This is a genomic window from Amycolatopsis coloradensis (assembly GCF_037997115.1).
GTDB lineage: Bacteria > Actinomycetota > Actinomycetes > Mycobacteriales > Pseudonocardiaceae > Amycolatopsis > Amycolatopsis coloradensis_A.
The window spans coordinates 6,096,475-6,111,769 of the sequence record NZ_CP150484.1 but is presented as its reverse complement, the minus strand read 5'-3'; the positions used below and the strand labels follow the sequence as shown (position 1 = coordinate 6,111,769).

The following is a 15,295-nucleotide window of genomic DNA, read 5'->3' as shown; positions in this document are numbered from 1 at the left end:
GGCATGCCTGGCATCGTCCCGACTCTCCGTAGCACGGACGGCTGGATCGCTCTATGCCAGGACGAAGTAGCGGAGCCAGAGGTAGGGCGCGGCGACGAGGACGGTGATCAGGGTGACGATGACGCCTTTCTTGGTGAATTCCCAGAAGGAGATGGGGCTTCCGGCGCGGGCGGCGATGCCGAGGACGACGACGTTGGCGCTGGCGCCGATGGCGGTGGCGTTGCCGCCGAAGTCGGCTCCTAGGGCGAGGGACCACCAGAGGGCTTCGGAGTGGGTGGGGTCGGCGATGTCGTTGGTGAGGCCGAGGACCAGCGGGCTCATGGTGGCGACGTAGGGGATGTTGTCGACCACGCCGGACAAAAGTGCTGATACGCCGAGGATGAGCATGACGGCGAGCAGCGCGTTGCCTCCAGTGGCGTCGGCGGCGAGTTTCGCGAGGTCACCGATGACGCCGGTCTTGACGAGGGCGCCGATCATGATGAACAGGCCGGCGAAGAACAGCAGGGTTTCCCATTCGACGCTGGCGAGGTATTCCTTCGGTTTGGTCTGGGACAGCAGGACGAGCACTCCGGCGCCGAGGAGGGCGACGACCGAGGGTTCGATGTGGAAGATCGAGTGGCCGATGAACGCGGTGAAGACGGCCAGGAGCACGACGCCGCATTTGATGAGGAGTTTCTTGTCGTGGATGGCTTCGCGTTCGTTGAGGGCCATGACGTCGGCAACCCGTTCCGGGGCGACGGTGAAGGAACCGCGGAACAGTCTCGGCAGGACAAGGCAGAAGACGACCAGCTCGATCGCCACGATCGGTGCCATGTTGACGAGGAAGTCGTTGAAGGTCAGGCCGGCGCGGCTGCCGATGATGATGTTGGGCGGGTCGCCGATCAGGGTCGCGGCGCCGCCGATGTTCGAGGCCATGACCTCCGCGATCAGGAAGGGCACCGGCTTGATGTCCAGCCGATCGCAGACGAGCAGGGTCACGGGTGCCATTAGCAGCACCGTGGTGACGTTGTCCAGGAACGCCGAAGCGACCGCGGTGATGAGGACCAGCAGGAGCATGATACGCAGCGGCGATCCCTTGGCGCGTTTCGCCGCCCAGATCGCGGTGAACTCGAAGACGCCGGTCTTCCGGAGGACTCCGACGATGATCATCATGCCGAGCAGGAGGAAGATGACGTCCCAGTCGACACCGGTGTCGTGGGAGTAGAAGGCGTCCTCAGAGTCGAGCACGCCGAGGCCGAGGACGATGCCCGCGCCGGCGAGGGCGGTGACCATCTTCGGGATCTTCTCGGTGGCGATGAACAGGTACGCCACCACGAAAACGACGATCGCGACGGCGGCGCTCATGCCACGTCCCCGGGAACGGAATCAAGGGCGAATACCGGCCGAAGACGCTGCCAGATCACTTGTGCTCTCACCGATTCCTGTCCGCACCGACCGCCCCGGCCCGGTCAGGGACGGGGTATGCCGACCAGACTTCCCGGCGCTCCACGCGTCAAGATGCCGTAAACGAGACGCAGAGGCAACTCGGACAATTGCGACCCGTCCAGTGGATTAGGTGCTGGGGTCACCCTGTACCCTGGACTGTGCCGGTGATCACAGTGGTGTGAGGTGGGGGCTTATGTCCGGACTGCTCGGTCCTCTCGCGTTGATCGCCGTGTTCGTCCTCTTGATGGCCGGCCTCCGCGTAATGCACCTGCGACAGGAGCGCGGAGAATCGCCGAACAGCACCGGAATCTCGCCGGGCCGTAAAGAATCGGACAGTAACGACGGCTGACCCGGGCGCACCTGCCCGGACGGTCGTAGTCTTGCGTCATGCAAGCCAGCGAGATGGCCGAGGAATTCCCGGTCGTGGATATGGATTCCGACGCGCTCGACGCGGCGCGGCTTCTCGCGGAGCACCGCTTGCCCGGCATCGTCGTGACCGACCGGAGTGGCTGCCCTCAGTCGGTCCTGCCCGCTTCGGAAGTGGTCCGTTTCCTGGTGCCGACCTATGTGCAGGACGACCCGTCGCTCGCCGGTGTCCTCAACGAGTCGATGGCCGATCGTGTCGCCGACAAACTGGGCGGCCGCAAGGTGCGTTCGTTGCTTCCGGAGGAACCCGCCGAGCTGCCTCGGGTGAATTCCGACGACACGATCATCGAGGTCGCCGCGATCATGGCGAGACTGCATTGCCCACTGGTCGCGGTCATGCAGGACAGGACGCTGCTCGGCGTGATCTCCGCGTCCCGCCTCCTGGAGCTGGCGCTCGCCCCACGGTGATCAGCTGACCTCGGTCAGCGCTCCGGCCTTCACGTCGTAGACGAAGCCGCGGACATTGTCGGTGTGCAGGAGAAAATCCGACCGCTTCACGCGCTGCATCGAACGGCGGACGCTGTCGGAAACATCGCGGAACGCCTCGACAGACCACATAGGTCGTAGCCCGGTGTCGGCTTCCAGTTCGTCCTTGAAGTCGTCTTCGGTCACCAGCGACAACCCGCAGTCGGTGTGCTGCACGATCAGGACCTCACGGGTGCCCAGCTTCCGCTGGCTCAACGCGAGCGAGCGGATCACGTCATCGGTGACGACGCCGCCGGCGTTGCGCAGCACATGTGATTCGCCCTGGATGAGACCGAAGATCTCGAACACCCGCACGCGCGCGTCCATGCAGGTCAGGATGGTCACCTGCAGGGAAGGACGGGGCGAGCGCCGATCGCCTGGCACCGCGTCGCCGAGTTCGTCGTTGCGTTTGAGCAGTACGTCGATCGCGGTCATGACTTCCCATCGTTCGGCCGGTTCGCGGCACTGGGCGCGTTCCTGATGACGGTGGTGAGTTTGTCGCGTTGTTCGTCGTTCGCGAGTGCGGTCAGTTTGTGCTCGACGTGTGGCGGCAGGTCCCTGAAGTCGAGTTCCACGTCGGATCTGTGGGAGTGGTCGATGAAGGTCAGCAGTCCCTTGGCGCCAGACATGTCCATGTAGCTCACCTTCTGCAGGCTGAGCGACAGTTTCGGCTCGTCGTCGCGCAGTCTGGTCAAGACGCGGTCGATGGAGAGGAACGACAGCGGTCCCTCGATGTGGTAGGTGCCGGTCTCGTCGTAGACGACCGACGCCCTGCTTCGGCGCGATTGCACGAGGTGCACGACGAGCGCGACAGCCACGCCGACCGCGACCGCCACGGTCAGATCGACGAGAACGGTGATGATCATCGTCGCGAACATCACGACGACGTCGCCCCGGGGTGCGACATGGGTCTTGCGGAGGCTTTCCCAGTCGAACATGCCGATCGCGGTCAGGATCAAGATCCCCGACAGCACGGCGAGCGGGATGTACTGCACGACCGCGCCGAGACCGGCCACCAGCGCCAGCAGGATAACGCTATGGGTCGCGGCCGACAGCGCGGTTTTACCCCCGCTTCGGACGTTGACCACGGACCTGACGGTCGCCCCCGCGCTGGCCAATCCGCCGAACAGCCCGCTGGCCATGTTGCCGAGCCCCTGGCCGACCAGTTCACGATTGCTGCGGTGCCGACGACCCGTGATGTTGTCCATCACGACCGAGGTCAGCAGCGAGTCGATCGAGCCGAGCAGCGCGATGCTCAAGGCGGGCAGCACGAGGGTGAGGATCAGCGAACCGCTGAACTCCGGGAAGGTGATGGAGGGAATCGATTCGGGGATCTGGCCGATGTAGTCGACCGTGCCGTTGAGGGAAACCGGCCCGATCCGAAGGTTCTGCAGGACGGGTTCCGCGAACGACAAAATGCCGGTGATGATCACGAGCGCGATCAGGCTCGCCGGGATTGACTTGACCACTCGCGCCGATACGAGCATCAGCACGATCGTGGCCGCCACCACCAAAAAGCTCTTCTGCACCTGGTCGAGCTCGCCCAGGATGATGATCAGCGCGATCCCGCCCATGAATCCCGACACCACAGGGTGCGGGATGTAGCGGATGAGTGATCCGAGGCGGCACGCGCCGAACAGGATCTGAAGCGCGCCCGCCATGATGAACGCGAGGAACGCGCCTTCAAGTCCGTGCGCAGCGATGACACCGGTGGCGACCACGGTGATCGGGCCGGTCGGACCGGTCACCTGCGCGGGTGTTCCTCCGAAGACCGCGGCGAAGAACCCGGCGAAGATCGCTCCGTACAGGCCGACGAGCGCGCCCTCGGACGTGCCGGTCGCGGTGATGCCGAAGGCGATCGCCAGTGGCAGCGCCACGATGGCCACAGTCAGTCCGGCAAGAAGTTCTCTGGCGAAACGCTGGAGCATCGGTCCCCGCTCGTCGGCATGCGTCTAACCCGGCCCTCGGTGGGCCAAGCCGCCGACCAGACTTCCCGGCACTCCTGGGCGTAAAGATGCCCCAAAAGAGTGTAAAGGTCCAGTAAAGGAGACTTGTGGTCGAGATCGTCACGCCGACGGCCTAACGGATGCCCGGCCGCTCATGTCATGGTTGAAATGACCGATTTGCCGTACTCTGCGGATATGCACGCCGCCGTCATGGCCGAGAAGTTCCCGGTAGTGCTTCTCGATTCGCTCGCGCTGCAGGCGGCTCGGCTTCTCGCCGAGAACCGGCTACCCGGGCTCGTCGTCGCCACGGCCGACGGACGGCCCTACACGGTCTTGCCCGCCTCGGACGTGGTGAAATTCCTGGTGCCCGCCTATGTTCAGGAGGCACCCACGCTGGCCGCGGTGCTCTCGGAATCGATGGCCGACCGGGCCGCGGACAAACTGGGCGGAAAGACTGTCCGCGAAGTCCTTTCCGCTCGGCCTTCTGATCTGGCTGTTGTCGAACATGACGACAACATCGTGGAAGTCGCCGCGATGATGGCCCGGCTGCGCTGCCCGCTGACCGCAGTCTTGCGTAACGGCACGATGATCGGCGTGATCACCGCGTCCCGGCTGCTCGAACTGGTGCTCGCGCCCCACTGATCCCACTCCGTGCCTGACGTCTCGGGGTGGTGGCAGGTAGCGGGACGTCCGGAATCTAGGCTCGCTCACAGCTTCCTGCCGTAGGGTCCTCGCCTGTCGGCGACCGTGATCTTGGTGGTGGTTGTGTGCGGGAGACGGAGCGGCGGTTCCGCCCGGAAATTCAGGGGCTGCGGGCACTCGCGTGCGTTCTGGTGGTCGTCTATCACGTGTGGCTCGGCCGGATCTCCGGCGGCGTCGACGCGTTCTTCCTGATCTCCGGCTTCCTCGTCACCGGCCAGCTCCACCGGGCGGCGGTGCGCGGGAGGATCGAGTACCGGCCGATGTGGGGCCGGATGATCAAGCGGTTGTTCCCGGCCGCGCTCACCGTGCTGCTGCTGGTCGTCGCGGTGAGCACGGTGCTGTTGCCGCAGAATCGCTGGTTCCAGACGATCAAGGAGGTCGTCGCCTCCGCCCTCTACGTCGAGAACTGGCGGCTGGCGGCGGATTCTGCCGACTACTTCGCGCAGCACGACTCGGCCAGTGTCGTCCAGCATTTCTGGTCGTTGTCGATCCAGGGGCAGTTCTACGTGGTCTGGCCGTTGCTGGTCGGCCTGGTGCTGCTGGTCGCCCGGCGAACACGCCACGACGTCCGGCCGATGCTCCTCGGCGTACTCGGCACGGTGTTCGCGGCTTCGCTGGCGTATTCGGTGTGGCTGACCGCGGTCGATCAGCCGCTGGCGTACTTCGATTCGCTGACGCGGGTCTGGGAATTCGCACTCGGTGGCCTGCTCGCCTTGCTCATCGACCGGATCCAGGTGCCCCAGCAGGCGCGTGTCGTGTTCGGCTGGGCCGGGGTCGCCGGGCTCGTTTCCTGCGGACTGGTGCTCCAGGTCGGCACGGTCTTCCCGGGCTATCTCGCGCTCTGGCCGACTCTTTCGGCCGCGCTGGTGATCCTCGCGGGGGACACCGCGTTCGCCGGCGGCGCGGATCGTTTCCTGTCCAGCCGTCCGTTGACGTATCTGGGCGACCTGAGTTACGCGCTCTACCTCTGGCATTGGCCGGTCCTGGTGTTCTACCTCGTTTCCCGCGATCGGGAAGAGGTCGGCCTCCGTGGCGGCGCGGTGATCATCGCGCTGTCGTTCGTGCTCGCCGTGCTCACCCATCACCTGGTCGCAAAACCGGTCCGCGTGTCCGCGATCGGGACCGTGAACCGTTGGGGCGCTTACCGATTCGGCGTCCTCGCGATGGCCGTGGTGCTGGCGGCCTCGGGTGCCTGGCAGTGGACCAGTGTGCGGCAGGCGGAGAACTACGCGATCGCGGTCAACGACCCCAACCACCCCGGCGCCCTCGCGCACTCAACAGGTTTCAGCTACTGGGGAGCCACCGACGTACAGCCGGTCCCTTCCTTCGTCGCCGTGTCCGAAGACTGGGCCGGGATCGACCCGGCACGGTGCGCCCCGTCCCCTCGCGATTCGGGGCTCGAGATCTGTACCTCCGAGACGACAGCGCACCCAGCGCGGCGGATCGTGGTCACCGGCGACTCCCACGCCGGCCAACTTCTCGGCGCTCTGCTCCCGGTCGCCGAAAAGAAGAACTGGGAGGTCACGTCGATCCTCCGCGGCGGCTGCCCGTTCTCCACCGACTCCGACACCGTGCCGGGGGACCAGTCCTGCATCGACTGGAACGCCGCCGTGGTGGACGAGATCGTCACCACCCGCCCCGACGCGGTGATGACGATCGGCACCAGGGACGTGAAACCCGGCGTCGAGGAACGAGTGCCGTCCGGCTACGTCGCGCAGTGGCGCAAGGTGGACGACGCGGGCATCCCGGTGCTCGCGGTGCGGGACAACCCGCGCTTCGGCCAGTCGCCGTCAGCGTGTGTCGAAGCCCGCGGTGTCACGGCGCCTGAATGCGCGACTCCACGGTCAGAGCTCTACGCTGCCCAGCCGCCGTACGAAACACTTCCGGATCTCCCGCCGAACGTGCGGTTCGTCGACTTCAGCGACTACTTCTGCACGGCCGAGGTCTGCCCGCCGGTGATCGGCAACGTGCTCGTCTACCTCGACGACAACCACGTCAGCGGCACCTACATGTCGACCATGTCGGCCATCGCCGAGAAGGCCATCACCGCCGCGCTCGGCTGGACGGACGACCACGCGGAGGAACCGCCGGCCGGCGGGTGATCCAGACAGAACGCGAACACTCTCGCCACTTGACGGGACTGAACAAGTGTTCAATACTCTGAACATGAGTTCAATCTCTGATCTGACGGCCCGGGCCCGTATCCGCGATGCGGCGCTGGCCAGGTTCGGCGCCGACGGCATCGCCGGGACCTCGGTGCGTGCGGTCGCGTCCGATGCCGGGGTGTCGCCGGGCTTGGTGCTGCACCACTTCGGTTCGAAGGACGGGCTGCGGCAGGCCTGTGACGAGCATGTGCTCGACTCGATCCGGGGCGGAGGCGAGGCCGGCGATGATGCGCTGGCGGAGGTGCTGCAGGCGGCCACGCCGGTGCGGCGCTATCTGGCCCGGGCGTTCCTGGACGGATCGAGCGGGGCGTCGGCGTTGTTCACCGAGATCGTGGACCGCACCGAAGCGTGGCTCGCCGACGGCGAGCGGGAGGGCTGGGTGCACCCGTCGGACGACTCGCGTGCGCGCGTGGTCGTCTATGTGTCCTGGCTGCTGGCACCGCTCGTGCTCGGTGACCACGTCGGGCGATTGCTCGGCGGGGACGCGGCGGAGACCGCGACCGCGGTCCGGGGTGCCCGGGCGGGGCTGGAGATCCTGACCAACGGTCTGTTCACCGATGACCGCTGGCTGACCGTATACACCACCATCAACGACCAGAAGCGGTCGAAGTGAGGGTGCTGCTGGCCACCCACGGAACCCGCGGTGACGTGCAGCCGATGCTGGCTCTCGCGGTCGCCCTGCGCGATCGCGGGCATGAGGCGGTGCTGGCCGCGCCGGACTCGTTCGCCGATGCCGCGGGGGAGTACGACATCGAGTTCGCCCCGCTCGGGGAGGGAGCGAACCGGCTGATGGACGACCCGGTGGTGAAGGAGGCCATCGAGGGCGGGTACCGGGGCATCCGGGGCAAGATCACCGCCCTGCGGACGGCCCAGCGGGTCAAACCGATGATGGCCGAGGTCCTGCACCACGTCGGTGTGGCCGCGAAGACCTCTCGCACGGATGTCGTCGTGCACACGACCGGGGTGCCCGCCCACCACGCGGCAGAGATGCTCGGCGTGCCCGCGGTGGTCGTCGCGTTGCAGCCCGGCTGGATCCCCACGGGCGAGTTCCCGTGCCCGATGATTCCCTTGCCCCGTCTGCCGAAGGTGGTGAACCGCGCCACGTATCTCGCGGTGGCCGCGATCTTGCGCGCTTTCACCGGGATCACCTCCACCTGGCGCACGACCGAACTCGGGCTGCCGCGCCGCCGGGGGAGCCACGACATCCTGCACGACGCGGAGGGCCGCGACCGGCTGGTCCTGCAGGCGTTCAGCCGCCAGGTCACCCTCACGGCTTCGGATTGGCCGGATTCGGTGCACACCACCGGTTTCTGGTATCTCCCTGCGGCGGCGGGATGGGAACCGCCTGCGGCGTTGCGGGACTTTCTCGACGCCGGCCCGGCTCCGGTCTACATCGGATTCGGCAGCATGGCGGGCAGGGATTCACGCCGCACCCGTGCGGTGGTCGAGGAAGCGGTCCGCCGGGCCGGGGTGCGTGCGGTGCTCGCCACCGGCTGGGGCGGCATCGCCGCGGACGCCGGAACCGGCGATCTGTTCGTGCTCGACCACGCGCCGCACGACTGGCTGTTCCCGCGGACGAGCGCGGTCGTGCACCACGGGGGCGGCGGTACGACCGGTGCCGCGCTGGCCGCGGGCAAGCCGCAAGTGGTGTGCCCGTTCGTCGCCGACCAGCCGTACTGGGCGAACCGCATGCACGCCGTCGGCGTCGCGCCGCCGCCGATACGCCAGCAGCACCTCACGGTCGATCGGCTCACCGCGGCGCTGCGGCAAGCCACTGATGACGTCGGGATGCGCGAACGGGCCGAACGGCTCGGCCGGGAAATCCGCGCGGAGAACGGCGTGGCCGCAGCGGTCGCCCTGCTCGAAAAGCTGACCTGATAAGGAGATCATGATGGAGCTCACCAACGCGGTGACGAAGACCTTCCGGATGGACGACGAAGCCTGGCGCCGCCACGCGAATCCCTGGAGCGTGTGGACCCGCTTCGCCGCGATCCCGTTGATGCTGCTCGCGATCTGGAGCCGGGCCTGGATCGGCTGGTGGTGCCTCGCGCCGATCGCGGCGGTCGTGGTGTGGCTGTTCCTCAATCCCTCGGCTTTCCCGCCGGTCGAACCACGCAGCTGGGCCGCACGCGGCATCTACGGCGAACGTGTCTGGGCGCACGACAAATCGTCGGTCCCGCCGGACCACCGCGCGGTGCTGCGTGTCCTGGTCGTACTCGGTCTCGCCGGTTTCGGCCTCGTCACCTGGGGCCTGATCGCGCTCGAGTTCTGGCCGACCCTGTTCGGCGCGACGGTGGTCGTGATGGCCCAGCTGTGGCGGATCGACCGGTTCGGCTGGCTCTGGGAACGGGCCGAGGAGCAGTCGGCCGCGTGATGGGTGTCAGTCGTCGTCGACCATCCGTACCGTGCCCGCGGTTCCGTCGATGGCGATCAGCCGGCCAGTGGTGATCTCGCGGGTGGCGTCGCGGACGCAGATGACGGCCGGGATGCCGTATTCCCGGGCGACCGTGGGGCCGTGCGCGACCGGCGAGCCGGTCTCGGTGACCAGGCCTGCCGTCGTCAGGAACAGCGGGGTCCACCCGGGATCGGTGGTCGGCGCCACGAGGATCTCGCCCGGCTCGATGTACGCGCCGACTGGATCGCGGATCACGCGCGCCCTTCCGGTCGCCTGGCCCGCCGCGCCGGCCATCCCGACCAGTACGCCGTCTTCGGCGGACCTGGGTGGGGCAAGTGCTTCCACGTCGGTCCCGTCGGAGAGCAAGGCGCCGGGGACGGTGTGCCGTCGTAACTCTCGCCGATGGTCCGCACGGCGCGCCGCTATCAGGGGACGGTGGTCGGTCGCCTCGTCAACGGCCGCGCGTGCTTCGTCGAGAGTCAGGAACATGATGTCGTCGCCGCGTTCCAGCAGGCCACGCGACACCAGGTCGTCACCGACGACGAGAAGTTGCCGGCGAGCCGCTTGAATCGCGGGCAGCCACGCGAATTTCCCGATCTCCCGCAGGCCGGTGAGCTTGCGCGAACGGCGCATGAGGAAAGTCGCGACCCGGCCGCGGACCGGACGCAGTCGCCGCGCCCGGCGGGACAGCGTCTCGATCATCGCCTCGGCCTTCTCCGCGGCTCTCTGGAATCGCCGGTCGGGGGCCTGCTCGGGGTCGTCGACGCGGAGGTAGTTGGCGATCGTAGCGAACAGTGGCGCCGGGTCCTCGTCCCAGCGGGGCATGCCGACGTCGATCTCGGCCGCGGCGCGCATGCCGTACTTGTCCAGGAATCCGGCCATTCCGATGTCGGGAAGTCTCCCGGCGCGGTACGCCGCGGCCAGTTCGCCGGGTGGGGTGGAGAGGAATACCTCGCGGTGCTCTCGCGCGTTCACCGCGAGCTCCCAGAGGGCCAGATCCATCTCGGTGGTCACGTTGTGGGGCATTCCGCCCAGGACGATGTCCAGTTCCTCGTCCGTGGCGATTCCCTTGAGCAGACCGGAGGGCGCTACCCCGAGGACGATCCCGGCCATCAACGGCCCAGTGAGCCCCAGCATGCCGTGGCTCATGATCGCTCGATGCGAGTCCTCGATGACCCATCTCAGCCGCTCCGCCGTGGTCGCCGAGCCCGGAGGCGGGACGGTCAGGCGCCGGATCTCCTCCGCCGCCCGGTAAGCGCGGGCACGCGCCGCGTCCGGGCGCGCCAGGCTCGACACGAATCCCGAGACCACGTTCGGCAGCACTTTCGCCGTGGCTCTGAGTATGTTGCCCGTCCGGAGCGGAAAGCCTCGCCGCGGGGCGAACCGGGGATCGGTCATGATGCGCTCGACGGCGCCCTGCACTCGCGGTCCGTATACCTGCAGGGACGTCGGTAGCCGCTTGCGCATGGCCTTGCTGCGGACGAAGTCGGTCAGGTCGAAGTAGAGACGCCCGCCGATCGGCACCAGCCGGGGCAGCGGGTCTCGTGGACCGCCTCGGACGCCGTTCGCTTGGAACCACATCGCCGATCCGGTCTTGAGCAAGGAGATCCCCATGGGCGTGCACGGGCGGAGCATTCCCTGGATGTGGCCGAACTCGAGGTACAGCCGGGCCTCGCCGGTGTCCGGCGGCAGCGGGAACAGGGTGGTGATCGGCCGGGACTGCAACAGCCACAGCACGCCGCCGGAATCGATCGCCCATTCGATGTCCTGCGGCGAACCGAAATGCCGTTGCAGGCGCAGACCGGCGTCCCGGAGCTGTTCCAGCTGTCGCGTATCGAGGCATCCCTCGGCCTGGTGCGGCATGGCCCGCGCACGGTGGTCGAAGACGTAGTGATCGGGAACGACGGTGCCGTCGACGATCGCTGTCCCCAGCCCGGGGGCGGCGTCGACGATCATCTCGGTGCGGCAACCGGTGATCGGATTGGCGGTGAACAGAACGCCGGCCGCGGTCGGGTCGATCATCCGCTGGATCACCACCGCCATCGCGGCGTCGTCGATACCGACGGTGGCCCGATAAACCACCGCCCGATCCGAATGCAGGGAGTCCCAGCACTTGCGAACGGCGTCGACGAGCGCGGCGGCCCCGTCGACATCGAGGAAGGTGTCCTGCTGACCGGCGAAGCTGGCGTCCGGCAAGTCCTCGGCGGTGGCGCTGGAACGCACCGCGACCCGGCCGCCGCCGAGCCGCTCGTAGGCGTCGAGCAACTCCTTCTCCGGGAGGTCTCTCGATGTATAGGCCTCGACGGTCAAGCAGAAACCATCCGGCACACGCTCGCCCGCCTTGATCATCTGACCGAGCCCGGCGGCCTTCCCACCCACCAAATCGATCATCGAAGCATCGATCTCGGACAGCTGAAGGAGTTTCATCTCATTCTCCTCGCCGCGTGGGTGATCAGGTGGTCCGGTGCTGTGCCCGATACGTCACCGCGGCGACGAGCCCCAGCCAAGCGATGCCGAACACGATCGCGTGCCCGGCATGGCCGAGCATCATGTTTCCGAGGCAGGCGAGGAGAAGCACGATGGAGATCGGTGCCCACATGGCCTTCGTCCTTTTCCTGATGGTCGGAGTACCGAGGTACTGCTCGTAGAGCGTCGTCCAGACCTCGACCCGATTCAGCTGCCGAGTGAATTCGCGACCGGTAGGGGTGAGCTCAAAGCGGGTCGACGGAGGAGGCAGGCTATCCCAGCTGCCACAGTGGTCGCGGCGACGGACCACCCCGGCCGCGGCGAGGACGCGCAGCGCCGAGGAGATCGTCCGGCGAGAAACCTTCAGCTGCCGGTGCAGATCCGTGAGCGGGCGAGGCGCTTCGGCGAGGACGTCGAGGATCTCGACCGCGTAGGGTTGGCTGACCAGCCAGGCCAGCTCTGCTGTGGGGTGGTCGGGCACCGGCCGTGGTTCCCCTTTCCCGCCGTCGAGATAGTCGGCATTACACGATAAGCGTGAAAGCGCGACGCGCACGGCCGATGTGCTGCCGCACCGCCGTATTTTGATGCTTTCTCTACGGCGTTGGACCAGTCAGGCGAATCCTGTTGGGCATTGTGCTCCACAGGCTTACGGGTTGTGCCGGTCTTCGCCGTTGGTGTCCTTCGTGTAGAGGCCTCGGCGGATCGAGCCGGGGGCGAGTTCGGGCCGGTGCCGGACCTTCGTGGAGGAGTCGAGTTGCCAGGGCACGCTGGTGACCATGACGCCGGGCTGGAACAGGAGGCGCCCTTTCAGTCGCAGTGCGCTCTGGTTGTGCAGCAGGTTCTCCCACCAGTGTCCGACGACGTATTCGGGGATGAACACGGTGACCACGTCGCGCGGATTGTTGGTGCGTATGCGTTTGACGTAATCGAGGATCGGTTTGGTGATTTCCCGGTACGGGGATTCGATGACCTTGAGCGGGATGGAGAAGGGCTGCTTGGCCCACCGGTCTAGAAGTTCCCGGGTTTCCTGGTTGTCGACGTTGACGGTGATCGCCTCGAGCACGTCGGGCCGTACCGCTTTGGCATAGGCCAGGGCGCGTCGGGTCGGGCGGTGCAGCTTCGAGACCAGGACGATCGCGTGGTTGCGTGAAGGCAGGACGATCGGCTCGTCCTCGTCGCTGTCGTGGAGCTCGTCGCCGACCCGCTGGTAGTGGCGGCGGATCGCGGTCATCAGCAGGTAGATGGCGGCCATGGCGGCCAGGGAGATCCACGCGCCCTGGGTGAACTTGGTGACGAGGATGACGATCAGGACCAGGGCGGTCATGGAGAAGCCGAAGGCGTTGATCGCCTGGGAGCGGCGCATCCGGCGGCGCACGACCGGGTCGGTTTCGGTGCGCAGTCGCCGGTTCCAGTGCCGGATCATTCCGCTCTGGCTGATCACGAACGACATGAACACGCCGACGATGTAGAGCTGGATGAGCCGGGTGACCTCGGCGTCGAAGGCGACGACGAGCAGGATCGCGGCCGCGGCGAGGAAGACGATGCCGTTGGAGAACACCAGCCGGTCGCCGCGGGTGTAGAGCTGGCGGGGCAGGTAGCGGTCCTGGGCGAGGATCGAGCCGAGCACCGGGAAACCGTTGAACGCGGTGTTGGCCGCCAGCACCAGGATCAGGCCGGTGAAGAAGATGACATACCAGCTCGCCGGCGGGAAACCGGCGAACACCGCGTTGCCGAGCTGGGCGATCAGCGTCTTCTGCTCATAGCCCTCCGGAGCGCCGATCAGCTGGTGTGCGGGGTCTTCGGCGACCTGGGCGCCGGTGAGCCGGGCGAGCATGATCAGCCCGAGGAACATCGTGATCGCGAGCACGCCCATCATCAGCAGCGTGGTCGCGGCGTTGCGGCCCTTGGGTTTGCGGAAGGCCGGGACGCCGTTGCTGATCGCTTCGACCCCGGTCAAGGCCGCGCTGCCGGAGGAGAACGCGCGCAGGATCAGGAAGGCGAAGCCGAGACCGGCGAGATGCCCGCCTTCTTCGACCAGAGTGAAGTCGGCGCTCTCGGCCCGGATCTCGTCACCCACGACGAAAACCCGCACCAGTGCCCAGATGATCATGGCGAGGATGCCGAACACGAAGGCGTAGGTGGGGATCGCGAACGCGGTGCCCGATTCCCGGACACCGCGCAGGTTCATGGCCGTCAGCACCAGGATCGCTCCGACGGCGAACTCGACCTTGTGTTCTCCCACGAAGGGCACGGCCGAACCGATGTTGGCTGCGGCGGAGGCGATCGACACCGCCACGGTCAGCACGTAGTCCACGAGCAGGGCGCTGCCGACCACGAGACCCCATCGGGGACCGTGGTTGACCGTGGCGACTTCGTAGTCGCCGCCGCCGGAGGTGTAGACGCGGACGTTCTGCCGATAGGAGGCGACGACCGAGATCATCACGACGGCGACCAGGAGGGCGATCCAGGGACTGAACACGAACGCCGATGCCCCCGCGACCGAGAGCACCAGCAGGATCTCTTCGGGTGCGTAGGCCACGCTCGACATCGGGTCGGACGCGAACACCGGCAACGCGATCCGCTTGGGCAGCAGCGTGTGGGACAGGCGATCACTACGGAAGGGCCTGCCCACAAGGAGGCGCTTGGTGATGGCGGCAATTCTGGGCATGGACGGCGCAGCCTAGCTTTCTGTGAGGGTGTGTGTCCGGAGGAGCACGATCTGATCCCCAGGCGCCACACGTAGTCCGGCTGCGTGTGTGCCCCAGTGACGTCGGCAGTCGCGGATCAGTCCGACCGCTGTCGGGTCGCTGTCCCTCAGCTCTCTTCCCACCTCGGATGCCCGGGCCGGTCGTTGGGCGATCGCCCACGGTGTGCGCGCCGGACGGTGACGCTGGTGCAGAGCTCCGGCCAGGGCACTGCCGGCGGCTTCGGCGGTGACCACCGCGTGGTCGGCGCCAAGGCGGCGGGCAGTGGTCACGTGAGCGTTTTCGCGCACAGCGGTCACGATCATCGCGGAAGGGCACAGCTCGCGTGCCAGCATCGTCGACATCACCGCGGTGTGATCCGGTACCAAGGCGATGACGATCCGATCGACCTCTACGGAGGCCGCCCGCGCGAACGCGACGCGATCGGTCCCGTCGCCACGCAACGCACGGGCGCCCAGTTCTGTGGCCGACCGGACCGCGTCCGCGTCGGCATCGAGCACGACGAGGTCAGCGGCATCAGCGCCACAGGCGAGCAGATGGCTAGCGGCGCTGGAGCCGGTGACACCGAACCCGACCACCAGTGTCTGACCGTGCATTCAG

General features: G+C 67.1%; 13 protein-coding genes. 6 read left to right on the top strand and 7 right to left on the bottom strand.

Annotation, left to right across the window (positions count from 1 at the left end):
- Positions 1-51: 51 nt before the first annotated feature.
- The gene (locus tag LCL61_RS28595) at positions 52-1,344 is read right to left on the bottom strand and encodes an ArsB/NhaD family transporter (RefSeq protein ID WP_340682608.1); all 1,293 of its coding nucleotides are present in this window, start codon (positions 1,342-1,344) and stop codon (positions 52-54) included.
- Positions 1,345-1,812: 468 nt separating this feature from the next.
- Between LCL61_RS28595 and LCL61_RS28590 the strand changes: the two genes are divergently transcribed.
- Positions 1,813-2,259, top strand: a complete 447-nt coding sequence (locus tag LCL61_RS28590) for a CBS domain-containing protein (RefSeq protein ID WP_340682607.1) — start codon at positions 1,813-1,815, stop codon at positions 2,257-2,259.
- On the opposite strand, the gene LCL61_RS28585 is transcribed toward LCL61_RS28590, so the two are convergent.
- Positions 2,260-2,751: a carbonic anhydrase gene (locus LCL61_RS28585; RefSeq protein WP_340682606.1), complete on the bottom strand. Its 492-nt coding sequence runs from the start codon at positions 2,749-2,751 to the stop codon at positions 2,260-2,262.
- A complete protein-coding gene (locus LCL61_RS28580) occupies positions 2,748-4,193 on the bottom strand; it encodes a SulP family inorganic anion transporter (protein WP_340682605.1) in 1,446 nt (481 codons plus the stop codon). The genes LCL61_RS28585 and LCL61_RS28580 overlap by 4 nt, the downstream gene beginning before the upstream one ends.
- A gap of 264 nt (positions 4,194-4,457) precedes the next feature.
- Between LCL61_RS28580 and LCL61_RS28575 the strand changes: the two genes are divergently transcribed.
- From LCL61_RS28575 to LCL61_RS28555, 5 genes are all read left to right on the top strand, one after another.
- Positions 4,458-4,904, top strand: coding sequence for a CBS domain-containing protein (locus LCL61_RS28575; RefSeq protein ID WP_340688698.1), 447 nt, complete (start codon positions 4,458-4,460; stop codon positions 4,902-4,904).
- A gap of 125 nt (positions 4,905-5,029) precedes the next feature.
- A complete protein-coding gene (locus LCL61_RS28570; protein ID WP_340682604.1) occupies positions 5,030-7,066 on the top strand; it encodes an acyltransferase family protein in 2,037 nt (678 codons plus the stop codon).
- Positions 7,067-7,130: 64 nt separating this feature from the next.
- A complete protein-coding gene (locus tag LCL61_RS28565; protein ID WP_340682603.1) occupies positions 7,131-7,742 on the top strand; it encodes a TetR/AcrR family transcriptional regulator in 612 nt (203 codons plus the stop codon).
- Entirely contained in the window at positions 7,739-9,007 is a 1,269-nt protein-coding gene (locus LCL61_RS28560; protein WP_340682602.1) for a glycosyltransferase, read from the top strand. Before LCL61_RS28565 ends, LCL61_RS28560 begins: the two co-directional genes overlap by 4 nt.
- Positions 9,008-9,017: 10 nt before the next feature.
- Positions 9,018-9,503: a DUF6653 family protein gene (locus LCL61_RS28555; RefSeq protein WP_340682601.1), complete on the top strand. Its 486-nt coding sequence runs from the start codon at positions 9,018-9,020 to the stop codon at positions 9,501-9,503.
- A 6-nt stretch (positions 9,504-9,509) separates the two neighbouring features.
- Here the strand turns inward: LCL61_RS28555 and LCL61_RS28550 are convergent, their stop codons facing one another.
- From LCL61_RS28550 to LCL61_RS28535, 4 genes are all read right to left on the bottom strand, one after another.
- Complete coding sequence (locus tag LCL61_RS28550) at positions 9,510-11,951, bottom strand: PEP/pyruvate-binding domain-containing protein (RefSeq protein WP_340682600.1); 2,442 nt, start codon at positions 11,949-11,951, stop codon at positions 9,510-9,512.
- Between the two features lie 25 nt (positions 11,952-11,976).
- Positions 11,977-12,471: a helix-turn-helix domain-containing protein gene (locus LCL61_RS28545; RefSeq protein ID WP_340682599.1), complete on the bottom strand. Its 495-nt coding sequence runs from the start codon at positions 12,469-12,471 to the stop codon at positions 11,977-11,979.
- A gap of 165 nt (positions 12,472-12,636) precedes the next feature.
- The gene (locus tag LCL61_RS28540) at positions 12,637-14,658 is read right to left on the bottom strand and encodes an APC family permease (RefSeq protein WP_340682598.1); all 2,022 of its coding nucleotides are present in this window, start codon (positions 14,656-14,658) and stop codon (positions 12,637-12,639) included.
- 12 nt (positions 14,659-14,670) lie between these two features.
- Entirely contained in the window at positions 14,671-15,273 is a 603-nt protein-coding gene (locus tag LCL61_RS28535) for an NAD(P)-binding protein (RefSeq protein ID WP_340682597.1), read from the bottom strand.
- Between the last annotated feature and the right edge of the window lie 22 nt (positions 15,274-15,295).